At 60.2% G+C, this 22,650-nt stretch carries 23 protein-coding genes and 1 pseudogene; 13 read left to right on the top strand and 11 right to left on the bottom strand.

All coding sequences use genetic code 11. The features are described 5' to 3' along the window. Window positions 1-23 precede the first annotated feature (23 nt). Complete coding sequence (locus PDR5_RS17795; protein WP_064600883.1) at window positions 24-1,127, bottom strand: polyamine ABC transporter substrate-binding protein; 1,104 nt, start codon at window positions 1,125-1,127, stop codon at window positions 24-26. Window positions 1,128-1,239: 112 nt separating this feature from the next. Between PDR5_RS17795 and PDR5_RS17790 the strand changes: the two genes are divergently transcribed. Then, a complete protein-coding gene (locus PDR5_RS17790) occupies window positions 1,240-2,013 on the top strand; it encodes a helix-turn-helix transcriptional regulator (RefSeq protein WP_064597637.1) in 774 nt (257 codons plus the stop codon). A gap of 6 nt (window positions 2,014-2,019) precedes the next feature. Here the strand turns inward: PDR5_RS17790 and PDR5_RS17785 are convergent, their stop codons facing one another. Beyond that, window positions 2,020-2,961: a class I SAM-dependent methyltransferase gene (locus tag PDR5_RS17785; protein WP_064597635.1), complete on the bottom strand. Its 942-nt coding sequence runs from the start codon at window positions 2,959-2,961 to the stop codon at window positions 2,020-2,022. A 188-nt stretch (window positions 2,962-3,149) separates the two neighbouring features. Between PDR5_RS17785 and PDR5_RS17780 the strand changes: the two genes are divergently transcribed. Both PDR5_RS17780 and PDR5_RS17775 read left to right on the top strand, forming a co-directional pair. After that, window positions 3,150-3,563 carry a response regulator gene (locus PDR5_RS17780; RefSeq protein WP_039767308.1) on the top strand — a complete coding sequence of 138 codons (414 nt, stop codon included), beginning with the start codon at window positions 3,150-3,152 and terminating at the stop codon, window positions 3,561-3,563. A gap of 63 nt (window positions 3,564-3,626) precedes the next feature. Then, the gene (locus tag PDR5_RS17775) at window positions 3,627-4,295 is read left to right on the top strand and encodes an HAD family hydrolase (RefSeq protein ID WP_064597633.1); all 669 of its coding nucleotides are present in this window, start codon (window positions 3,627-3,629) and stop codon (window positions 4,293-4,295) included. On the opposite strand, the gene PDR5_RS17770 is transcribed toward PDR5_RS17775, so the two are convergent. Then, a complete protein-coding gene (locus PDR5_RS17770) occupies window positions 4,289-4,948 on the bottom strand; it encodes a methyltransferase family protein (RefSeq protein WP_064597628.1) in 660 nt (219 codons plus the stop codon). The genes PDR5_RS17775 and PDR5_RS17770 overlap by 7 nt on opposite strands. 88 nt (window positions 4,949-5,036) lie before the next feature. Between PDR5_RS17770 and PDR5_RS30220 the strand changes: the two are divergent. After that, a pseudogene (locus tag PDR5_RS30220) lies at window positions 5,037-5,165 on the top strand (pyridoxal-phosphate dependent enzyme); the annotation flags it as partial. A 315-nt stretch (window positions 5,166-5,480) separates the two neighbouring features. Here PDR5_RS30220 and PDR5_RS17765 read toward each other — a convergent pair. After that, on the bottom strand, window positions 5,481-5,852 hold the full coding sequence (locus PDR5_RS17765; protein ID WP_064597626.1) for an endonuclease domain-containing protein: 372 nt from the start codon (window positions 5,850-5,852) through the stop codon (window positions 5,481-5,483). Between the two features lie 193 nt (window positions 5,853-6,045). Then, the gene (locus PDR5_RS17760) at window positions 6,046-6,942 is read right to left on the bottom strand and encodes a LysR substrate-binding domain-containing protein (protein ID WP_064597624.1); all 897 of its coding nucleotides are present in this window, start codon (window positions 6,940-6,942) and stop codon (window positions 6,046-6,048) included. A 112-nt stretch (window positions 6,943-7,054) separates the two neighbouring features. On the opposite strand from PDR5_RS17760, the gene PDR5_RS17755 reads away from it, so the two are divergent. From PDR5_RS17755 to PDR5_RS17745, 3 genes are read left to right on the top strand one after another with little or no spacing between them, the layout of a single operon-like run. Further along, window positions 7,055-8,077 (top strand): aldo/keto reductase, encoded by a 1,023-nt coding sequence (locus tag PDR5_RS17755; protein ID WP_064597622.1) that lies wholly within the window; start codon window positions 7,055-7,057, stop codon window positions 8,075-8,077. Further along, entirely contained in the window at window positions 8,074-8,871 is a 798-nt protein-coding gene (locus PDR5_RS17750; RefSeq protein ID WP_064597620.1) for an SDR family NAD(P)-dependent oxidoreductase, read from the top strand. The genes PDR5_RS17755 and PDR5_RS17750 overlap by 4 nt, the downstream gene beginning before the upstream one ends. A 23-nt stretch (window positions 8,872-8,894) precedes the next feature. Then, window positions 8,895-9,305: an SRPBCC family protein gene (locus PDR5_RS17745; protein ID WP_064597619.1), complete on the top strand. Its 411-nt coding sequence runs from the start codon at window positions 8,895-8,897 to the stop codon at window positions 9,303-9,305. A gap of 124 nt (window positions 9,306-9,429) precedes the next feature. Here the strand turns inward: PDR5_RS17745 and PDR5_RS17740 are convergent, their stop codons facing one another. Beyond that, on the bottom strand, window positions 9,430-10,824 hold the full coding sequence (locus PDR5_RS17740) for a sensor histidine kinase (protein WP_064597617.1): 1,395 nt from the start codon (window positions 10,822-10,824) through the stop codon (window positions 9,430-9,432). Further along, window positions 10,802-11,485: a response regulator transcription factor gene (locus PDR5_RS17735; protein WP_007952956.1), complete on the bottom strand. Its 684-nt coding sequence runs from the start codon at window positions 11,483-11,485 to the stop codon at window positions 10,802-10,804. Before PDR5_RS17735 ends, PDR5_RS17740 begins: the two co-directional genes overlap by 23 nt. Window positions 11,486-11,782: 297 nt before the next feature. On the opposite strand from PDR5_RS17735, the gene PDR5_RS17730 reads away from it, so the two are divergent. Further along, window positions 11,783-12,721 (top strand): hypothetical protein, encoded by a 939-nt coding sequence (locus tag PDR5_RS17730; RefSeq protein WP_064597616.1) that lies wholly within the window; start codon window positions 11,783-11,785, stop codon window positions 12,719-12,721. Between the two features lie 165 nt (window positions 12,722-12,886). On the opposite strand, the gene PDR5_RS17725 is transcribed toward PDR5_RS17730, so the two are convergent. Further along, window positions 12,887-13,909 carry a terpene synthase family protein gene (locus PDR5_RS17725; protein WP_156669345.1) on the bottom strand — a complete coding sequence of 341 codons (1,023 nt, stop codon included), beginning with the start codon at window positions 13,907-13,909 and terminating at the stop codon, window positions 12,887-12,889. A 48-nt stretch (window positions 13,910-13,957) separates the two neighbouring features. Next, on the bottom strand, window positions 13,958-14,710 hold the full coding sequence (uppS, locus tag PDR5_RS29390) for a polyprenyl diphosphate synthase (protein ID WP_172829491.1): 753 nt from the start codon (window positions 14,708-14,710) through the stop codon (window positions 13,958-13,960). 311 nt (window positions 14,711-15,021) lie between these two features. On the opposite strand from uppS, the gene PDR5_RS17720 reads away from it, so the two are divergent. From PDR5_RS17720 to hcnC, 4 genes are all read left to right on the top strand, one after another. Further along, complete coding sequence (locus tag PDR5_RS17720) at window positions 15,022-15,561, top strand: hypothetical protein (protein ID WP_064597612.1); 540 nt, start codon at window positions 15,022-15,024, stop codon at window positions 15,559-15,561. A 245-nt stretch (window positions 15,562-15,806) separates the two neighbouring features. Further along, window positions 15,807-16,121: a (2Fe-2S)-binding protein gene (locus tag PDR5_RS17715; RefSeq protein ID WP_064597610.1), complete on the top strand. Its 315-nt coding sequence runs from the start codon at window positions 15,807-15,809 to the stop codon at window positions 16,119-16,121. After that, window positions 16,118-17,527, top strand: a complete 1,410-nt coding sequence (hcnB, locus tag PDR5_RS17710; protein WP_064597608.1) for a cyanide-forming glycine dehydrogenase subunit HcnB — start codon at window positions 16,118-16,120, stop codon at window positions 17,525-17,527. The genes PDR5_RS17715 and hcnB overlap by 4 nt, the downstream gene beginning before the upstream one ends. Next, window positions 17,520-18,779, top strand: coding sequence for a cyanide-forming glycine dehydrogenase subunit HcnC (hcnC, locus tag PDR5_RS17705; RefSeq protein WP_064597607.1), 1,260 nt, complete (start codon window positions 17,520-17,522; stop codon window positions 18,777-18,779). The genes hcnB and hcnC overlap by 8 nt, the downstream gene beginning before the upstream one ends. A gap of 73 nt (window positions 18,780-18,852) precedes the next feature. On the opposite strand, the gene PDR5_RS17700 is transcribed toward hcnC, so the two are convergent. After that, window positions 18,853-20,661, bottom strand: coding sequence for a monovalent cation:proton antiporter-2 (CPA2) family protein (locus PDR5_RS17700; RefSeq protein ID WP_064597604.1), 1,809 nt, complete (start codon window positions 20,659-20,661; stop codon window positions 18,853-18,855). A 306-nt stretch (window positions 20,662-20,967) separates the two neighbouring features. Between PDR5_RS17700 and PDR5_RS17695 the strand changes: the two genes are divergently transcribed. After that, complete coding sequence (locus PDR5_RS17695; RefSeq protein WP_064597602.1) at window positions 20,968-21,882, top strand: LysR family transcriptional regulator; 915 nt, start codon at window positions 20,968-20,970, stop codon at window positions 21,880-21,882. Here the strand turns inward: PDR5_RS17695 and PDR5_RS17690 are convergent. Next, complete coding sequence (locus PDR5_RS17690) at window positions 21,872-22,642, bottom strand: substrate-binding domain-containing protein (RefSeq protein ID WP_064597600.1); 771 nt, start codon at window positions 22,640-22,642, stop codon at window positions 21,872-21,874. The genes PDR5_RS17695 and PDR5_RS17690 overlap by 11 nt on opposite strands. Window positions 22,643-22,650 lie beyond the last annotated feature (8 nt).

The following is a 22,650-nucleotide window of genomic DNA, read 5'->3' as shown; positions in this document are numbered from 1 at the left end:
TGAAGGCAGTGATTCGAGGGTTTTTATTGACCGTTCTTGACCTTGCTCCACACCCGCGTACGCACCCGTTCTGTGGCTTTGGGCAAGGGCTCGAGGGTGTACAACGTGGCCATCGCTGTGGCTGACGGGTACACCGCCGGGTTGTCGCGGGTGATCTGGGCAACCAGCGCCGTGGCGGCGCGATTGCCGTTGGGGTAGGACAGGTGATCGCTGACCGGCGCAATCACATCGGGCCGCAGTAGGTAGTCGATGAACGCCAGGCCTTGGGCCGGATGCGGTGCGTCCTTGAGCAGCACCAGCGTGTCGAACCACACCGGCGCGCCTTCCTTCGGCAGGCTGTACTGAATCTTCACGCCGTTGCCGGCCTGCTCGGCGGTGGTCTTGGCTTCGAGCATTGCGCCGGACCAACCGACCGCCACGCAGATGTTGCCGTTGGACAGATCACTGATGAATTTCGAGGAATTGAAGTAGGCAATGTGCGGGCGCAGTTTCAGCAGCAGCGCTTCGGCTTTCTGATAGTCCTCGGCCTTGGTGCTGTTCGGCGGCAGGCCGAGGTAGTGCAGCGCGACCGGGAGCATTTCCGACGGCGAATCGAGCATCGCCACGCCGCATTCGCCGAGTTTGGCCAGGTTCTCTTCCTTGAACACCAGATCCCAGGAATCCAGCGGGGCCTTATCGCCCAGCACGGCGCGCACCTTGTCGACGTTGTAGCCGATGCCGTTGGTGCCCCACAGATACGGCACGGCGTACTGGTTGCCGGGGTCGTTGTTGGCCAGTTTGTTCAGCAGATCGTTGTCGAGGTTCTTCCAGCCCGGCAGTTGATCGCGGGGCAGCGGGGCGAGGGCGCCGGCCTTGATCAGGGTCGGCAGGCTGAAGTTGCTCGCCACCACCACGTCGTAGCCGCTGCGACTGGTCATCAGTTTGCCTTCCAGTACTTCGGCACTGTCGAAGGTGTCGTAGACCGGTTCGATACCGCTGTCACGCTTGAAATCATGCAGGGTGTTCGGGCCGATGTAGTCGTACCAGTTATAGACATGCACGCTCGGCGCATCGGCCGCCTGCGCACTCAGCGCCGCGGACAAAACGCCCATCAGACCCAGGTTGATATACCCACGATGACCACGCATCATGCGGCACTCCTGGCCTGTTGGCAGGCCGGTGATGAACAGGAGTGGTCAGCTTATCGGGCGGGCCGCGCCGCACCCATTCCCATCATGGGTTACTCAAAAGGGGTAGAGCGTGGACGCGTTACTGCAGGAATTGCCGGTGCATCAGAGCCTGTCGCGAGTGTTCGCTACGGTAGGTCAGGACGGTTTCTGGCGGGCGCTGGTCGATACGCTGCGGTTGCTGGTGCCGTTGGACAATGCGCTGGTGGCGGTGATGCAGACGGGGCGGCCGCCGCTATTGCTGATCGACTTCGACAGCCAGGGCCGCGCCGACGAGCAGGAAGAACTGGCTGGTTACTGTGCCGGCATGTACCTGCTTGATCCGTTCTATCAGGCCGCCTGCGCCGGGATCTCCGACGGTTTGCACAGCCTTGCATCCGTGGCGCCGGACCAGTTTCTGCACAGCGAGTACTACCAGAGTTACTTCCGCTCGGTGGTCGGCGCGGATGAGCTGCAATTTCTGGTCAACCTCGACGACGGCGTGCTCGGCTTGTCGATGGGCCGCTCGACGGCGTTCAGTTTGCAGGAGCAGGGGCGCCTGCTCTGCGTGCGGGATTGGGTGCTGTCAGCGATGCGTCGGCATGTGCAGTTGATGCCGCCGCAAGGCGCGGCGGTCGAAGCGCCGGTCGGCGATATTGCGGCGCTGCTCGACCGCTTCGACGCCCGTCTGACCGCGCGCGAGATCGATACGGCGCGTCTGATTCTTCAGGGCTTCTCCAGCAAGGCCATCGCCCAGCACATGAACATTTCGCCGGAGACCGTGAAGGTGCACCGGCGCAATCTCTATCACAAGCTCAACGTCACCGGGCATGGTGAGCTGTTTGCGTTGGTGCTGCGCCCGCGCTGACCGGAATCAGCCGATCTGCTTGAACAGTAGCGCCTTCAGACCGCTTTCCGGGTCGATATCCGGAAACTCCGGCGGGTTTTCAAGCCGTTGCTCGAAGCGCAGGCTCGGCGCCTCTTGGGTCACGCCATCAATCAGGAAGTCCGAACCGAACGAAGGATCGTTCATGCACGCCAGCACCGCGCCGTGCGCCGTGAGCAATTCCGGCAAACGGCGCAGCACGCGCTGGTAATCCTTGGTCAGCAGAAAACTGCCTTTCTGGAACGACGGCGGGTCGATAATCACAAGGTCATACGGGCCGCTGTTGATCACCTTGCCCCAGGACTTGAACAGGTCGTGGCCGAGGAAACTCACCTTGCTCAGGTCGTGCCCGTTCAACCGGTGATTGTCGCGGCCCCGGCTCAGGGCCGCGCGGGACATGTCGAGGTTGACCACATGGCTGGCGCCACCTTCGATGGCCGCCACCGAGAAGCCGCAGGTGTAGGCGAAGAGGTTCAGCACCCGTTTGCCCGCCGCCTGTTCACGTACCCAGTTGCGCCCGTAACGCATGTCGAGGAACAGCCCGGCGTTCTGCTTGCGGCCCAGATCCACCCGATATTTCAGCCCGCCCTCGACGATGGTCATCTCGTCGATTTCTTCGCCCAACAGCCATTCGGCAGTGCTCTGCGGCAGGTAACGATGCTGGATCAGCAGAGTGTGGGCACCGGACTGCTGCCATGGCGCCGAAACGGTGATTTCCAGCAACAGACGCTTGAGGTCTTCCAGCTGCGAAGCCTCGGGCTCCTTGAACAATGACACCAGCATCACGCCCTGCAGCCAATCCACAGTGACTTGCTCCAGCCCCGGCCAGCAACGCCCGCGCCCATGGAACAGACGCCGGGTTTCGGCCGGGGCCGAAGTCAGCGCGGTGAGCAGGTGGGCATGGAGAACGGCGAGGGCTTGAGGGTTCATCAATCAGGATCGGCCAGCAAAAGGGCGCGCATTTTAACCGCAATTATGCGCCGGCGACTGCCCGTCGAACGGCTGTTATCGAAAAGACATGTATCAAAAATGAATTTCTGTAGAAGGTGCTGCTCATACCTGATAAGCAGCGGAATCAAGCCGCTAAATCGTTCATGCAATTCAGGGAGTGCCAGTTCATGTGTCCAATTTCGACGTCGAGCGCGCACCTTCCTGGCGGATTGATTCTGGTAGTCGAGGACGATCCGTTGATTCTGGAGTTTCTTTGCGAAATTCTTCAGGAGGAAGGTTTCAAGGTCGAGCCGCAGACCAGTGCCGATGCGGCCTCGCAATACCTGGAAGAGCACGCGCCGGAAGTGGCGCTGCTGCTCACCGACATCACCATGCCCGGCACCCTTAACGGCGCGGACCTGGCCAATCTGGTCGGCGATCGCTGGCCGGACAAACCGGTGATGGTCATGTCCGGTTATGAAACGCCGGAAACCTCAGGGGTGAAACATCCGGTGGCGTTCATCAAGAAGCCTTGGGCAATCGGCCAGTTGCTCGATTGCGTGGACAGTGCGTTCAAATCCAGGGCGCCGCGTCTGCACTGAAGCGTCCTGCAAGTGCTACATTGCCGGGCATCGTTGCCCGGCCCCTTGCGAGGAAGTGATCTTTTGTCAGCTCACGAGACTATTTTCAACCGCGCGTTCGGCGCGTTCCTGTTCGACATGGACGGCACCGTCCTCAACTCCATCGCCGCCGCCGAGCGGATCTGGTCCGCCTGGGCCGTGCGCCACGGGGTGAACGTCGAAACGTTCCTGCCGACCATCCATGGCGTGCGCGCCATCGACACCATCACGCGTTTGAACCTGCCGGGCGTGGACGCCGAGGCGCAAGCGGCGTTCATCAACACGGCGGAAATCGAAGACGTCGAAGGCATTGTCGAGATTCCCGGTGCTGCGGCGTTTCTCAAGTCGTTGCCGGCGGATCGCTGGGCCATGGTGACCTCGGCGCCACGGGATCTGGCATTGCGGCGGATGGCGGCGGCGGGGATTCCTGAACCGGCGGTGATGATCACCGCTGAAGACGTGAGCGCCGGCAAACCGGATCCGGCCGGTTATCGACTGGCGGCCAAACGCCTGGGCCTTGAGCCGGCGGACTGCCTGATTTTCGAAGACGCCACCGTCGGCATCCAGGCCGCTGAAGCCGCCGGTGCGCCGTTGATGATCATCACCACGACTCACCAGCATCCGCTTGAAACTGCACACGCGACCATCGCCAGTTACCGCGACATTGCGCTGAGCATCGACAGCGACGGCCAGCTGCGCCTGCAACCTCAATAAACCCAGGGCACCAGTCGCCAGCTGCGCGCGCAATAAGCGTCGTATTCGGCGCCGAACTGCGCACGCAGCAGGGCCTCTTCGGCGTGGATGCGGGCGATCAGCGGGATCAGCGTCAGCGCCGCCAGCAACAGGCCGACCACCGAACGAAACGCCAGTGCCCAGCCGATCGCATTGATCACCAGCCCCAGATAACTGGGGTTGCGCAGATGCCGGTAGATGCCTTCGGTGACCAACCTGTGCCCCGGCTGAATCGCCACCAACCCGCTGAACCGATGGCCCAGCACAAACACCGGCCATAAACGCAATCCGCCGCCGACGATAAACAACAGCGCTCCCAGCCAACGGGTGCCTTCGCGGCCGATGGTCCAAAAGCCGATGCGGTCGCAATAAGCCGGCAGAAAGGCACTGACCAATCCGATTACGGCGAACGCCGGAATCACCCAGCGATTGGCCCGGTCCTCGCGCTCGCCGGTGCTCAGATTCACTTCCGTGAACAGCGACGCCACCACCATGGCCAGCGTGGCCAGGGCCACCACGACCAATGCGCCGTGAGAAAAAAACACCGCCACGCCACCGATGCCCCACATCGCCAGGCCCAGATAGGCGAGGGTGGCGAGCACTGCGACCACGGTCATTTGCGCAGACATTTTCATAGGCACCTCACGGGCTGTTCCGTTCAGTGTAGATCCCGGCACGATCCCCGGCGTTTAGCCGGTGGCAACGGCGTATGGAGGATCAACGGCGTGCGCGGTTTCGCTGGCGGTGGCGTACCTTGATCATTCGGCGCTGGCGGGGGCGCATGATGTGGTGGTCATTGTTTGTGGCGGGGTGAGTATCAGTGCGCAGCTGTTGGCGGGGTGGGCGCGGTAGGGGGCTTGAATGCTCAGGAGTTCCGCGTAGACCGCTTGCCCTCACCCCAGCCCTCCCGAAACGTCGGACCGCCCGGAGGGAGAGGGGGCCGACCGAGGTGTTTTGAGGGATGCATCGACCTGAGATACCGAGTCGACTATGGATTCCGGGCGTCTATCTGGGACTTCGAGTCGACTATGGATTCCGGGCGTCTACCTGGGACTTCGAGTCGATTATGGATTCAAAACATTTCGCTCACGTCGGCGGATCTCTTCAATATCCCCCGATCGGTTCCCTCTCCCTCCGGGAGAGGGCTAGGGTGAGGGGGCTTCTGGATCAGAGTCGCAATCGACGCTCCTGCGCAATCCGCTCAATCTGCTCCAACACCTCACCCATCTGCCGAATCACCTCCACGTTACTAAATCGCACCACCTCAATCCCCAGCCGCTGAAGATAAACCGTACGCCGCCGGTCATGAATCTTTCCCGCTGCCTCAAAATGCTGCCCTCCATCCAGCTCAACCGCCAACTTCAATTCCACACAATAGAAATCCAGCACAAATGGCGGAACCGGCACCTGCCGCCGAAATTTCAGCCCCGCCACCTGCCGTGCTCGCAGCTTCTGCCAGAGCAGTTGCTCACAATCGGTCTGGCTGGCGCGTAAGTGGCGGGCGAATCGGCGTTGGTCGAGGGTAGGGCGATTTTGCATGCTTCACGTCCTTGTGAAGTGGAATGGAAAATTCACTGTAGACCAGACCAACTCTCAGTGCCGGATCAACCTGGTTATGGATTCACACCAGATTTTTCAGGTCGATTTATCACGTCAATATCCCTCGATAGGTTCCCTCTCCCTACGGGCGGTCCGACGTTTCGAGAGGGCCAGGGTGAGGGTCTGCGGATTTTCAGGCGCCGGAGATATCGGACCCGGTCAACACTTTACGAAACGTCTCCACCAACGGCCGTAAATTGACTCGGTGCCAAGCCGCCCACAACGGCGTGGTAAACGCCAGCCACGGCACTTCCCGCAGCACCACACCCGGCGGTGCGTTATGGCTCAGGCCTTTCTGGATCATCGCGATCCCCAGGCCCGAAGCGACCAGCCCCAGCGCGGTAAACGGCTCGGTGGCCTGCATCCGCACATCCGGGGTGAAGCCTGCACGGATGCAGGCGCTGACGAACTCATCGTCGGCCCCTTGGCGTGGCTGCACGCCGATCCATTCCTGATCGGCCAGATCCGCCGGGGTCAGCGACGCCAGTTGGTTCAGCGGGTGTCCTTCGGGCAGCGCCAGCAGCATCGGGTCGTCCAGCACCTGAAAGCCCAGCAGGTCGGGATCGTCGATCGTCGGCGGTTCACTGACTAGCGCGATATCGAGGCTACGCTGACGCAGGCCTTCCAGTTGTTCGGCAGAACTCAGGTTGTACAGCGCGACATGCACGTTAGGCCGGTCGACCCGCAGTACGCGCAAGGCATTGGGCAAAACCCCGGCGTGCATCGCGTTCTCGATGTAGCCGATGCACAGGCCGCCTTCTTCGCCACGGCCCAGGCGTTTGCCGAGGGATTCCAGGCGGTTGGCGTGGGTCAGCAGGGCGCGGGTTTCGGCGAGAAAGGTCTGGCCGTCGCGGGTCAGGCGTATGCGCTGCTGGCTGCGTTCGAACAGGGTCAGGCCCAGGCGTTCTTCGAGCTGGGCGATCTGTCGGCTCAGGGGCGACTGGGAAATGTGCAGGCGCTCGGCGGCGCGGCCGACGTGTTCTTCCTCGGCGACGGCGACGAAGTAGCGCAATTGGCGGATGTCGATCATGTCAGACCTTCAGGGACTCAAGTGCTGCGGATTATGTCTTGGACGGTCTGAGTAGCGCAATCTAGGATCTGCTCAACGGTCAACACCGACCACGAACTACGAGGACTGCATCATGAGCTTGAAAGACAAACTCCCCGGCCAAATCGGCTTTGGCACCGCGCCACTGGGCAACATGTTCCGCGCCATTCCTGAAGAAGAAGCGCAAGCCACCGTGCACGCGGCATGGGATGCCGGCGTGCGGTACTTCGACACCGCACCGTTCTACGGCTCGGGCCTCTCGGAAATCCGCCTCGGCGAAGCACTGTCCCGCTACAAGCGCGACGACTATGTGCTCAGCACCAAGGTCGGCCGGGTGATTCTCGATGAAGTCGAAGACGCCGCCGCCCGGGATCTGGGCGAGAAAAGTGGGGTGTTCGAACACGGTCGCCCGAACAAGATCGTCAACGACTACAGCGCCGACGCCACCTTGCGTTCGATCGAAGACAGCCTCAAGCGTCTGAAAACCGATCGCCTCGACATCGTCTGGGTCCACGATATCGCTCAGGATTTCTACGGCGATCAATGGCTCGAGTACTTCAATCAGGCCCGCACCGGTGCCTTTAAAGTCCTGACCCGTCTGCGTGAAGAAGGCGTGATTAAGGGTTGGGGCCTGGGCGTGAACAAGGTTGAACCGTGCGAGTTGACGCTGGACCTGACCGAGGCGCAGCCTGACGGCTTCCTGCTGGCCGGCCGCTACACCTTGCTCGACCACGACCGCGCCTTGCAGCGTTTGATGGATTCGGCGCGGGCGCAGAATGTTGAAATCGTGGTCGGCGGCCCCTACAGCTCGGGGATCCTGGCCGGCGGCGCGCACTTCGAATACCAGAAGGCCAGCCCTGAGATCGTGGCGAAGGTCGAGCAGATCAAACGCATTGCTGCGGCCCATGGCGTGGATGTCAAAGCGGCTGCACTACAATTCTCGCTGGCCAATCCGGCCGTGGCAGCCGTGATTCCCGGCGCGAGCAAACCGGGGCGCATCGTTGAAGATGTGGCGGCGCTGTCGGCGGTCATTCCGGCCGGTTTCTGGCAGGCCATGCGTGAAGCGAAACTGGTGTCCGAACGTGCACCATTACCCATCGACGAGGTGAAAGCATGAAGATCGATCTGAGCGGAAAACTGGCGATTGTCAGCGGCAGCACGGCGGGCATCGGTTTGGGCATCAGCCAGTCGCTGGCCGAGGCGGGCGCCACGGTGGTGGTGATCGGTCGCGACGCGGCCAAGGTCGAGCAGGCGCTGGCAAGCATTCGAGGCAAAGTGCCGGGGGCGCAACTGCGCGGTCTGACGGCGGATCTGGGCACGGCCGAAGGCGCGCAGAAACTGTTCGCCGCTGAACCGAAAGCCGACATCCTGGTGAACAACCTCGGCATCTACAACGCCGTGGATTTCTTCGATGCGCCGGACGATGAGTGGACGCGCTTCTACGAAATCAACGTGATCTCCGGCGTTCGCCTGTCGCGGCATTACGTACCGGCGATGGTCGAACAGGGCTGGGGCCGGGTGATCTTCCTGTCTTCGGAATCCGGCGTGGCCACCCCGGCCGACATGATCAACTATGGCGTGACCAAAAGCGCCAACCTCGCGGTGTCCCATGGTCTGGCCAAACGTCTGGCTGGCACCGGGGTTACGGTTAATGCGATTTTGCCCGGGCCGACCTTCACCGACGGTGTCGAGGAAATGCTCAAGGATGCCGCCGCCGAGTCTGGCCGCAGCCTGCGGGACGAGGCTGACGCCTTTGTGCGCCGCGCCCGCCCGAGCTCGATCATCCAGCGCGTGGCGGATGTCGAAGAGGTCGCGCACCTGGTCACCTACATCGCTTCACCGCTGTCTTCAGCCACCACCGGCGCCGCGTTGCGGGTCGACGGCGGCGTGGTCGACAGCCTGACTATCTGAATTTATCGAGAGACTTTTTATTTATGGCAACAGCATCAGCAACGATCGACATCCCGGCTTCGGCCGATCAGGTCTGGCAATTGATTGGCGGCTTCAACACCCTGCCGGACTGGCTGCCGTTCATTCCCAACAGCGAACTGAGTGAAGGCGGGCGTGTGCGCACCCTGCAAACCGCTGACGGCGGGGTGGTGGTCGAGCGTCTGGAGACGTTCGATAACGCGGGCAAAACCTACAGTTATTCGATTCTGCAGGCACCGTTTCCGGCCACCGATTATCTGGCGACGATTCGCGTTGAAGCCCAGGGGCAAGGCGCGAAGGTGACGTGGTCGGGACGCTTCACGGCCAAGGGCGTGAGCGATGAGGAAGTGGTGGCGCTGTTCAGCGGCATCTATCAGGGTGGCCTCGAAGCGCTGCGCGCGAACTATCCCGCCTGAGTTTCTGCAAGAACCCCTTGTGGGAGCTAGCCTGCTAGCGATAACGGTCGATCATTCAACTATTCATTGACTGACACACCGTCATCGCCAGCAGGTTGGCTCCCACATGGGGAATACATGAAGTTCAGGACTGTGAAATCAAGCTCTGCCGACAATCCAGCACCAGCTTCGCCCCGCCCAGATCACTGCGTCCCACCTCAAGACTGAACCCATGCAGGTTGACGATCGCCGCGACAATCGACAGCCCCAGGCCAAAGCCATTCTGCAACTGCCCGCCCTCGGCGCGATAAAAGCGCTGGAACACCGCCTCCCGTTCGGTCTCGGGAATACCGGGGCCGGAGTCATGCACCTCGATCCGCGTATGCCCCGCATCATTGACCCCGCGCAACACCACCGTGCCACCGGCCGGGGTGAACTTGATCGAATTGCTCAACAGGTTCGCCAGCGCTTCAAACAGCAACGCTCGATCACCGTTCAGCATCGGCAGGGTTTCCGGCATGTTCAGCTCGAAGCGCAACTCGTCGTCTTCGGCCAGCGGCAAATAGAACTCGTGCAGTTCCTGCAGCAACAACACCGGATCGAGCTCGACAAACCCCGAGCGCCGCTGACGATCCTCCAGTTCGGAAATCCTCAATAAACCGCGAAACCGCGCCATCAGCGTATCGGCCTCGGCCAGCACCAGATCCAGTTGCGCCGCTTCCGGCGAGCCTTCGCCGGCCTGTTGTTGCATGCGATACAACTGCGCACGCAAACGGGTCAGCGGGGTGCGCAGGTCATGGGCGATGTTGTCGCACACGCCTTTGACTTCGTTCATCAAGCGCTCGATGCGATCAAGCATGGCGTTGACGATGGCGGCGAGCATGTCCAGTTCATCGCGGCGATTGGACAGCGGCAAGCGATGGGTCAGGTCGCCGGCGACGATCGACTGGGCACTGTCCTGGATCGCCCGGATCCGCCGCATCGGCCGCCGACGCAGCAGATGCCAGCCGATGATCCCCGGCACAATCGTCAGCGACACGCCCCAGAGCAACGCATGCAGAATGATCCTGGTCACCGCGAACAGCGAACCGTTGTCGCGCAACAACACCAGCCAGCGGCCGTCGCGGGTCGGGGTGGCGACTGCGTCGCAGCTGTCGGCGGGCAGGGTCGGGTCGTCGGAGTCGGCGCATTCGCTGAGCATGTGGATCTTGCCGTCCAGCGGCAGGCCCTCGGGGATCCTCTGCAGCGCGCCGCCGAGGTAGCGATGCTGGGCGTCGAACAGACCGTAGGCGTCGATGCCGCGAATGTCGAAGGTCATGCTGGCGGCGAGCGCGTCTTCCAGCTGATCGCCGCGAAAGTGCGAAAACAGATGCTGACGTTGCATCAGCGAATGCTTGGCCAGGTTGTCGAGGTAACCGGAGACCTCGAAGTACATGACCCCCATCAGGATCGCGCTCCAGGCCACGAACAACGAACTGTACAGCGCCAGCAAGCGACTGCTGGAAGAACGCCAACCGTCAGACGGGTTCGGCAATGACATAACCCGAGCCTCGCACCGTACGGATCAGCGGGACATTGCCCGGCGGGTCGATCTTCTTGCGCAGGCGGCCGATGTGCACGTCGATCAGGTTGGTGCCAGGGTCGAAGTGATAGCCCCAGACCTCCTCGAAAATCATCATCCGCGACAGGATCTGGCCGCTGTTGCGCATCAGGAATTCCAGCAGCTTGTACTCGGTCGGCAACAGCGTCAGCACCTGCTCGGCGCGGCGGGCTTCGTGGCTGATCAGGTCGAGTTGCAGATCCGCCACCTGCAACGTGGTCGGTTGTGCGCCGTTGCTGTTCTGGCGACGCAGCAATACTTCGACCCGGGCGGCCATTTCATCGGTGGCGAACGGTTTGGTCAGGTAGTCATCGCCGCCGGCGCGCAAGCCACGCACACGCTCGTCGACGTCGGAGAGGGCGCTGATCATCAGGATCGGCGTCGCCACGCCCATGGTCCGCAGCGTGGTGACGATGGCCAGGCCATCAAGCTCCGGCAGCATGCGGTCAAGGGTGATCAGGTCGTAGTTGCCGCTGACGGCGCGGTCCAGGCCTTCACGGCCGTTGTCGACCCAGTCCACGTCGAGGCCGTGGCTGCTCAGTTCGGCGACAATTTCCCGGGCGGTCACGGCGTCGTCTTCGATGGTGAGGATGCGAGTCATGGTGGGCCTGCTGGTCTGTTCAAACGCAATGGCAGCATTTTGCCAAGATTTTGCGCGGGCGCTTTAAATTAACTTTCATGTTTTAGCGGATACAAACGCTACGACCGGGCTTTTGTGCCAATGCATAAAACCCGCTGTTATCGAGCCGTTGTTGCAAATTGCATGGTCCTAAGAAGTTCAGAGTTTTTAACTGATTGAATTAAAACGATTTATTTAATATTGCCGACTGGCACGGTCACTGCAATTCATCTGATGACGAGTTGTAACACCATTTTTCATGCCTGGAGCACTACAACAATGAATAGATCCTCTGATGGGTTTTATCCTGCCTACGAAGGAGAGTCGAGCAACGTCTCGGGCGTGTCCTGGGGCGCGATCTTCGCAGGGGCTGCCGCGGCTGCGGCGCTGTCGCTGATTCTGGTGCTGCTGGGTTTCGGTCTGGGCTTCTCCGCCGTTTCTCCGTGGGCCGGGGAGGGCGTCAGCGCCAAGGGCCTGGGCATTTCCACCATCATCTGGCTGGCCGCCACGCAAATCATTGCCTCGGGGCTCGGTGGCTATATCGCCGGTCGCCTGCGGGTGAAGTGGGCCAACATGCACGGTGACGAGGTGTATTTCCGCGACACCGCTCATGGCTTCCTCGCCTGGTGCGTGGCCACGCTGGTCACCGCTACGCTGGTGGTCGGTTCGGTCAGCAGCATTGTCAGCGGTGGCGTGCAGGCCGGTGCAAGTGTTGCCGGTGGCGCAGCCAGTGCGATGACCCAAGCAGCCGGCACCGCAGCGGCCAACACTGACGGCGATCAGTACGGCTACTTCGTCGACAGCCTGTTCCGCGACGATCGTCCCGCCGCCGTCAGCGATGACGCCGCCCGTGGCACCGTGACCCGGATCTTCGCCCAGAGCCTGGCAAACGGTCAGCTCAGCGCCGAAGACCGCACCTACCTCGCCCAACTGGTCGCCCAGCGTACCAACCTGACCCAGGCTGACGCCGAACGTCGGGTTGATGAAATCTACGCCCGCACCCAGAAGGCAATCGCCGACGCCAAGGTGAAAGCGCAACAAGCCGCCGACACCGCCGCCAAAGTCGCTGCCTGGACTTCGCTGTGGATGTTCATCGCGCTGCTGGCCGGTGCGTTCTTCGCCAGCCTCTCGGCCACCTTCGGCGGTCGCCGCCGGGATGCGGTCGAGTACGTCGAAGTCGAAACCTACACCACGACCACGCTGCCGCCAGTCCGTTAATCAAGGAGAACCACCATGCGCTCACTACTGCTGTTTTTCCTCGGCGTACCGATCCCGATCATCATCCTGATCGCCCTGTTCGTGCACTGATTCCTTGAGGCATATGCCTTGGCCGCTTCAACCTTCGGGTTGAAGCGGCTTTTTCGTCGAGCAGGGGCGGACGATCTAACCAACGTTAGCGTAGTGCTTTGAGAGGGCATACCGCGGAGAGTTGAGGGCCCAGTCGTAATGTCCTCTCAACTCTGAACGCATGGCATTAAGAAAATGAAGACATTGCAGGCTTGCATGTTGGCTGCAAGTTTGTTCCAGGTGTAAAAATTCCGCCATCAGTTTGTTATGGCTATCAGCTGCGAAGTTTATGGCGTCCTGTGCATCAAGTCCTTTGTGGAAAATTAGAGTGGCAGGGTAGTTGAGAGATAACGTATGAGGCTCGTCCCGCTCCTTTGGAAAAGAAAAAATGTCATTGCAATACGCAGTCAAACTGGTAGTTATTGCAATCAGTTTGCGAATTTCTTTGCTTTGGTATTCTTCAGAAGGTACTTCGCGTTGCATTGCTACGTCTTGAAGTGCAAGTCCAAGGGGTGTGGCTGTCGTAAATTTTCTTCCACTAAGATATTCGTTCGGTGTCGGGAGTTTATTTGCCTGGTGCCACCCAGCCTCCCATATAAGACCGAGAAAATAGTAGCTGGCTGCTTCAGCGCAGCGCATATATTGAGTGGCCGAGCAAAAATTTTCTAAACGTTCCCATAGATCAGCAGTTGCTTCTCCCAAATTACTCAAAATCGCTATTTGATCCGATGGGTAGTTCGAAAAGTCGAAAGTTTTCCTGTCGAATGTTCTTGGTGCGTCCATTATTTCACGCAGCCAAAGCTGAACGCGGCAAAGCTCTGCAGGTTGTTTTCCGAGAAAGCCACAGTCAGCAATAATGTCGTCGATAACGAAAAGCCATCCGAATACATAGGTTATAAGTTGCAATCCATCAGCTGTGGCGTTGGGATATTCTCTCGCGGCAAATTCACCGAAGCGACCATGGTGAACGGCAAATGCAAGTTTTTCATTTTCTAGTAATTTGTGCAGGGACAACCACTCGATCATTTGTGTATCGACTAATTCTGCTGACGGATGTTTTTCAGATGGGAAAGGATAATTCAAGAAAGGGAAATCAAGATGGTTTTTTGTCGAAAACATAGCGCGCGGCCCCTTGAAGTTATCATTATCGATGGATCATTTTTATAGTTAGTAACCGATACGACGCTGCCGTGTTGCGAAACTTTGCAGCGCTAGATCAAAATCCTCACGGCTGAAGTCTGGCCAACAAACATCGCAAAAATAAAATTCGCTGTAAGCGCATTGCCAAAGCATAAAGTCGGAAAGGCGTTGCTCTCCGGACGTTCTGATTACAAGATCAGGGTCTGGTGTTCCTGCGCTGTATAAGTTGTTTGTTATTTCATCGATAGATATTTTGCGGTTTGGCGCATTGGGTGGGTTTTTAGATATACGCGTAGCCAGTATTTCTTGAAGTGCGTGAATGATTTCCAGTTTTCCACTGTATGCCACGCCGATGTTGACGCGGGTTCCACTGATTGTTCGGGTGCTTGATTCCGCGTTAGAGATGATCTTGATCAGCTTTTCTGGAAGAACACTTTTCTCGCCAAAAAAAGACAGGCGCCATTTGCCACTATCGACGAGTTGCTCTATTACTTCGGCGATGGTTATCAGTAAATCTTCCACCTCGGTAGGTTCACGTTTCAAGTTGTCTTTAGAGAGAGGCCATAATGTAACCAGGGGAATGGAGTTTTCTACACACCATGAAAGCAGCCTGTGTACTGCCTCACCTCCTTTGCGATAACCCTCTCGCGTTGACACTCCATTCGCTCGTGCCCAGCGTCTGTTTCCGTCGAGAATGACTGCCAGATGCTGAAGCCGCTGATTGGTTGAGTTGAGAGAAAGATTCAAAATTTCTGAAGGCTTTTGGCTCGCAGTATTCATCATCGATCGTCCTTGATTTCTGTCTTGTCCAGGTGGGAAGAGGAGGTTAGGCGCCACTCAGGATGCGGGCTTTTCAAAAAGTGCATAACTGTAAGAAATACCAATCTTTTATATCTTTATTGACTAAAGAAGACGTGATTTGAACCTTTTTTGATGGATGTCGTGATGTCTTGGTCAGCTGTTTACGAATCGCGGGGATAACAAATTATCCCGCGTGCATCTGAGGTTTTTGCTTTCTGGTAGGTAAGCGGCGATTATCTCGCGGCAGAAGTGGGATGGCCGTTTCTGTCTTTTATTTAAGGATGAATACGTTGGACAAGAAGGAAATCAAACGGCAGCTGGATGAGATGCTCGATGCAGGACGCTCGAAAAATGAAACCTTCAAGGCGTTTTCCGGTGGAGCGGTCAAGGATCGGGTTCTGGCTTACTGGATAGGTTCGCGGATTGACCCCCAGTTGCGCCGGCAGCATGCGCGCAAGGTCACGATTCTGATCGTCCTGACCTGTATTCAGGCACTGCTCGGCGCGCTCGTCGGTTTTTTCATGGGGCTGGACATCGGTGTCGGATTTGCCCTGGTATTCACGCTGATCGCCGCCGGTATTCCGCTGCTGTTTGCCTGGGGCTTCTATAAATATTCCGCTCAGGCTTACACCATTTACGTGATCCTCACGCTCAGTCAGATTTCTCGCCTGTTCAAAGGCTATTCCGAGGATCCGGTATCCACCCTGATCGGTGCAGGCCTGACCTTGGCCATGGTGTTTTTTGTGGCGTGGCTGAAAACCAAACTGTTCCCCGACCTTGGTTTCATCGGGTCGAAAAAGATCAAGGGCCAGTTCGTCTTCTCCAACTGATCGGCCGCAGAACCCTACAGTCATTTCCATGGCCTGGATCAATATTCGTCGGCGCAATATCCCCTACCGTGAAATTTCCAGGCCCTTGCCGCTGGATCGACTACATTGCTTGCGCGCACTTTGCTGCGCGAGCAAAACCCGCCTGCCGGCCCGATAGAGAGCGATAACCCCCACGAGCCGGCGAGGTGTAGTGCAGCAAGGAGCTGTTTCAACCTCACCTGAACTTTTCACGGACGATCATCGTAATGAACTGCCTAGAAAGAACCTTCGATATCCAGCCTTTGACGCAGGCGGATATGACTGTGTACATCAACGATCAGCCGGTCAGCGCCGCCATCGGCGAAACCGTGCTCAGCGTCATTCAGTCCCTCGGCGTGCGCCAGGTCGCGCGCAACGATCACAACCAGATCAGCGGTGCCTATTGCGGCATGGGCGTGTGCCAGTGCTGCCTGGTGAAAATCAACGGTCGGCACAAGCGCCGCGCCTGTCAGACCGTGGTGCGCGACGGCATGCTGATCGAAACCCAGGTCAACCGCATTCACGGGCAGGAGGTGGTATGAGCCTGAATCCGGTAATCGTCGGCGGTGGTCCGGCGGGCATGGCGGCGGCCATCGAACTGGCCCGGCACGGGGTGCGCTGCACCTTGCTTGAAGAAGCTTCGCGCCTGGGTGGCGTGGTCTATCGCGGGCCGCTGCGTGATGGTGTGCAGCTGGATTACCTGGGGCCGCGCTATGCCGAGGCGCTGGGCAAACTGCACGGCGATTTCCAGGAGCAGTCCGGGCTGATCGACGTGCGCCTCAACCATCGCGTGGTCGGCGCCGAAGGCACGCGCTCGCTGGTGGTGCTGGACGGCGACGAGCGTCTGCACGAAATCGAATACCCGCAATTGCTGCTGGCCGCCGGTTGCCATGAGCGCAGCGTGCCGTTTCCCGGCTGGACCTTGCCCGGTGTGATCATGCTCGGCGGCCTGCAATTGCAGATCAAAAGTGGCGTGGTCAAACCGCAGGGGCCGGTGGTGATCGCCGGCACCGGGCCATTGTTGCCGCTGGTGGCGACCCAGTTGCATGCGTCGGGCGTGAGCGTGGCAGGGGTCTACGAGGCCTGCGCGTTCGGCAAGATCGCCAAGGAAAGTCTGGCGCTGCTCAACAAGCCGCAGCTGTTCCTCGATGGCTTGAGCATGCTCGCCTATCTGAAACTGCACGGCATCCCGATGCACTACGGCTGGGGCGTGGTCGAGGCGCACGGCGAAGGCGAATTGAAAAGCGTCAGCGTGGCGCCGTATTCGGCGACGTGGGAGCCGGACATGAGCCGCGTTGAGCGCTTCGAAGCGAAGACGCTGGCGGTCGGTTACGGCTTTATTCCGCGTACGCAACTGAGTCAGCAAATGGGTCTGGATCACGGCTTCAGCGACGACGGCTACCTGCGCGCCAACGCCAACATCTGGCAGCAAAGCAGCGAGCCCTACGTACACCTGGCCGGTGACATGGGCGGGATTCGCGGCGGCGAAGCGGCGATGCTCGCCGGCAAGATCGCTGCCACTTCGATCCTGCTGCAACGCGGCGTGCTGGAAGAAGAGCTGGCGCGCGTCCGTCGCGACCGCTACTTGGGCAAACTCAAAGCCATCGTGCGTTTCCGCGCAGCGGTGGATCGCTACACCGAACGCGGCGTCGGGCAAATCGCCTTGCCGGCCGCCGACACGGTGATCTGCCGTTGCGAACACGCGACCCGCGCCGACATCGACCGCGCGCTGGAGCAGGGCGTGCAAGACATCGCCAGCCTGAAAATGCGCACCCGCGTAAGCATGGGCGACTGCCAGGGTCGGATGTGCGTCGGCTATTGCAGCGACCGTTTGCGGCAGGCCACCGGGCGGCAGGATGTCGGCTGGCTGCGGCCGCGTTTCCCGATCGATCCGATTCCTTTTTCCGCGTTCCAGTCCCTCGGCACGGAGGCCGTTTCCCATGAGTAAGTTCTATGACGTGGTCATCGCCGGCGGCGGTGTGATCGGCGCGTCCATCGCCTATCAATTGTCAAAGCGCAAAGGCCTCAAGGTCGCGCTGATCGATGCCAAGCGCCCGGGCAACGCGACCCGCGCTTCGGCCGGTGGCTTGTGGGCCATCGGCGAGTCGGTGGGGCTGGGCTGCGGGGTGATTTTCTTCCGCATGATGTCGGCCAACCGCAAGCGCGAAACCCAGGGCGCGGCGGTGGCAGTGGACGCCAGCACGCCGCACATTCTGCCGCCGTCGTTCTTCGATTTCGCCTTGCAATCCAATGCGTTGTACCCGGCGTTGCACCGTGAGCTGAAAGACAACCACGGGATGGATTTCAAGTTCGAAAAGACCGGGCTGAAATTCGTCATTTATGACGATGAAGACCGGTTGTACGCCGAGCACATCGTCGGCTGCATTCCGCATCTGGCCGATCAGGTGCGCTGGCTGGATCAGGCGGCATTGCGCGAGTCCGAGCCGAGCGTCAGCCATGAAGCGAGCGGGGCGCTGGAGTTTCTCTGCGACCATCAGGTCAGCCCGTTCCGCCTGGCCGACGGCTACACCGAAGGCGCCCGGCAGAATGGCGTGGACATGTTCGTCAACACCAACATCACCGGCGTGTTGCATCACGGCACGCGGGTGACCGGGGTGCAGACGGCTGAAGCCGGGGTGTTCCACTGCAAAACCCTGATCAACGCCGCCGGCGCCTGGGCAGCGGACTTGAGCGAGTGGGCCACGGGCATCCGGATTCCGGTGAAACCGGTGAAAGGCCAGATCCTGCTGACCGAACGCCTGCCGAAAATCCTCAACGGTTGCCTGACCACCAGCGATTGCTACATGGCGCAGAAGGACAACGGCGAAATCCTGATCGGCAGCACCACCGAGGACAAGGGCTTCGACGTCACCACCACCTGGCCGGAAATCGCCGGGCTGGTACAGGGCGCCGTGCGTTGTTTGCCGGAATTGGCGGACATCAACCTCAAGCGTACCTGGGCCGGATTGCGGCCGGGCTCGCCGGATGAGTTGCCGATTCTCGGGCCGATGGCCGGGGTAGAGGGGTATCTCAACGCCTGCGGGCATTTCCGCACCGGTGTGCTGACGTCGGCGATCACCGGGGTGTTGCTGGACAAGTTGGTCAACGATGAACCGCTGCCGCTGGACATCACGCCGTTTCTGGCGGATCGGTTTGAAGTGGCGCCGGCCAAAGAAGAGAGGGAGCTGGAGATAGCCTGAACTTGTGGGAGATTCTATGGTTGAGGGGTTCCCCTCAACCATAGAATCTCCCACATTTGGAACTCTGCAACCTTCAGGACTTGCCCGATTGTTCTTCCAGTTGATCCGACTCGAACAACCGGGCCAGTTCCGCCCGCGCTTCCTGGGCGGTCTGCAGGACTTTGGCCGCGTCGTCATACACTGCGTGTTGCGCCTCGAGCACCTGTTCGTCATGGTGCTTGAAGCGCTTGATCCGCGCATCGGCCTGGGCCTGGGTCAAGCCGAGGCCAACCAGGGTGCGACGGCTCATTTCCAGGCTTGAGTAGTAGGTCTCCCGGATCGGATCGGCCCCCACATCCACCAACCGATGCACATGCTGCCGGTTACGCGCGCGGGCGATGATCTTCATGTGCGGGTAGAGCTTGCGCACGATCTCGGCGGTCTTGATGTTGGTTTCCGGATCGTCCGTGGCAATCACGAAATACTCCGCTTCCCCGGCCTTGGCCGCACTAAGGATTTCCGGACGCATCGGGTCACCGTAGAACACCGGCACGCCACCAAAACTGCGCGACAGTTCGATAGTCTCCACCGAGGTATCCAGCGCCACGAACTTGATGTTCTGCGCCCGCAGGATCCGCGCCACGATCTGGCCCATCCGACCCATGCCGGCGATCACCACCCGTGGGGTTTCGGTTTCGATCTGGCGGAATTTCTCGGGGACTTCCACCGGTTGCACTTTCGGGCTGACCAGTCGTGCGCAGACCAACAGCAACAGCGGCGTGACCGCCATCGACAGGGTGATAGTCAGCACCAGCAGGTCATACAGGCGCGGTTCGAACAGCCCCTGATCGCGACCGATCTTGAACACCACAAACGCAAATTCACCGCCCGCCGCCAGCACGATGCCTAGGCGAATCGCGCTGACCTTGTTCAACCCGCCGGCCAGACGCCCGACCACAAACAACAGCGGCAACTTCAGGGCGATCAGCAGCAGCGTCAGCCCCAGCACAGTGATCGGCGCGCTGAGCAGCAGACTGAGGTTGGCGCCCATGCCGACACTGATGAAAAACAGTCCCAGCAGCAGGCCCTTGAACGGCTCGATCTGCGCTTCCAGCTCATGGCGATATTCCGAATCCGCCAGCAGCAGGCCCGCAAGAAACGCGCCCAACGCCATTGACACACCGACCATGTCCATCAGCCACGCGGTGCCGATCACCACCAGCAACGCGGTGGCGGTGGAGACTTCCGGCAGACCGGTTTTCGCCACGATGCGAAACACTGGACGCAACAGATAACGTCCGCCGATCACCACCACCGCGATGCCGCCGAGCACCTGCAAACTGTGGCGCACGTCGTCGGCGGTGCTGGTGTGGTGATCGACCCCCGCGAGCATCGGCACCAGCGCGATCAGCGGGATCGCGGCGATGTCCTGGAACAGCAGAATCGCAAACGCCAGACGACCGTGGGGGCTGGTCAGTTCCTTTCGCTCGGCGAGGCTTTGCAACCCGAACGCGGTGGACGACAGCGCCAGACCCAGGCCCAAGACAATCGCGCTGTTCAACGGCTGACCGAACACCGATAACGCCAGCACCCCGATCACCGAACCGGTCAGCAGCACCTGCGCCAGACCCACGCCGAACACCGATTTGCGCATCACCCACAAACGTCGCGGCGACAGCTCCAGACCGATGATGAACAACAGCAGCACCACGCCCAGTTCCGAGATATGGCTGACGCTTTGCGGATTGCCGATCAGGCCCAGCACTGACGGGCCGATGATCACCCCGGCAAACAGATAACCGAGCACCGCGCCCAGTTGCAGGCGCTTGGCCAGGGGAACGGTAAGCACGGCGGCGAAGAGAAAGACGACGGCGGCTTGTAACAGATTGCCTTCATGGGGCATGAGCGGAACTCCAGTAACGCGGTACGGCGGGGGGCGACAAGGATAAAGGTTGCAACGATTCAAGATCCACCGCAGATCCTGATGTGGGAGCGGGCTTGCTCGCGAAGGCGGTGTGTCATTCCGCAGACTAGTTGCCTGACACGACCTCTTCGCGAGCAAGCCCACTCCCACAAGGGAGACTGAGATGATCCCAGGCTATGTGAACACTCCAGGGCAGCACATGCTTGAGCAGATGTGCTTCTGTAATAATTTGCATCAATTGGTTACATTTATAGCCTCAGCGAATCAATTCCTTTCGAGTCTTCCATGGCCATCAACTTCGACCTCAACGATCTGCAAGCCTTTCGCGCCGTGGTCGAGCAGGGCAGTTTCCGCAAGGCCGCCGACACCGTGCGCCTGTCGCAACCGGCCCTGAGCCGACGCATCGAAAAGCTCGAAGACGCCCTCGGCGTGAAGCTGTTCGAACGCACCACGCGCAAGGTCAGCCTGACCCAGGCCGGACGCGGTTTCATGCCCAGCGTCGAACGTTTGCTCGACGATCTGGACGTCGCGTTGCTGGGCATCAGCGAAGTCGCCTCGAATCGGCAGGGCCACGTAACCGTTGCCTGCGTGCCGTCGGCGGCGTACTACTTCATGCCGAGCGTGGTCGCCCGTTATCACCGGCAGTTTCCGCGCATCAAAGTCAAAGTCCTCGATTCCAGCGCCCACGACGTGCTGAGCGCGGTGGTCAACGGCGAGGCGGATTTCGGTCTGAGTTTCATGGGCACCCAGGAGGCGGGCGTGGATTTTGAGCCTCTGGTACAGGAAAGCTACGTCGTTGCCTGCCGCCGCGATCATCCGTTGGCCGGGCGTAGCAGCGTGACCTGGGACGAGTTCTACCGGCAGGATTACATCTCGCTCGACAAAACCTCGGGCAACCGTTTTCTGCTGGATCAGGCCCTGGCCAAAGTGGTGCCGCAGCGCCCGAGCATCTGCGAGACGCGGCATGTGACGACCATGATTGGTCTGGTGGAAGCGGGGTTGGGGGTGGCAGCGGTGCCATTGATGGCGATGCCGGCGGCGGATCATCCGATCCTGACGCGGGTGCCGCTGACTGAGCCGCAAGTGATGCGCAGCGTCGGCATCATCAAACGCCGGGGTCGTACGCTGACCCCGGCGGCACTGGAACTGGAGCGGCTGGTGGTGGAAATGAAAGTCCAGCCGCCGACCGTCAGCGCTTGACCGAGTCGAGCCCGGTGGCCTGCACGTCGGCCTGGGCAGCGGGGGCGGCCAGATAAGCGAGCAACGCCTTGGCTTCCTGTGGATGCTGCGCACCCACCGGAATCCCCGCTGCAAATCGGGTTACCGACTGCACCGATTCAGGAATCTTCGCCACAAAACTCACTCCCGGCACCGGCAGCAATTCGCTGACCTGCTGGAAGCCCAGTTGATAGTCGCCGGTGGCGACCACCGAGCCCACCGGGATTTTCGGGATCATCTTCGCCTTCGGTTTCAGCTGATCTTCGATGCCGAGTTTCTTGAACAACTGCTGCTCGATGTACACGCCGCTGGCGCTGTCGGAGTAGGCCACCGATTGGGCGCCGAGCAAGGTTTTCTTCAGGGCATCGACGTTGCTGATGTCCGGCTTCGGCGCGCCTTCGCGCACTACCAGGCCGATTCGCGAATCCGCCAGTTCCACACGCGAAGCCGGGTCGACCTTGCCTTGCTTGATCAAATCGTCGAGGGCGTAACCGACCATGATCACCACGTCGGCCTTTTCACCACGGGCGAGGCGGTTGGGGATCGCTTCGGGGGCCTTGCCCATTGACGGACCGAGTTGGGTGTCCAGCGTGTTGCCGGTGGCGGCGGCGAATTTCGGCCCGAGGATCTTGTAGGCGGCGGTGAAACCGCCGGAGGTCATGACCCGCAGTTCTTCGGCCTGGGCCGCAACGTTGAACGCAAGACCGGCGAGCAGGGCTGTAACGGTAAACAGTTTTTTCATGGTGATGT

The sequence above is a fragment of the Pseudomonas sp. DR 5-09 genome (assembly GCF_001655595.1).
Taxonomy (GTDB): domain Bacteria; phylum Pseudomonadota; class Gammaproteobacteria; order Pseudomonadales; family Pseudomonadaceae; genus Aquipseudomonas; species Aquipseudomonas pharyngis.
The sequence above is the reverse complement of the archived record's forward strand: the minus strand, read 5'-3'. Positions and strand labels throughout refer to the sequence as shown.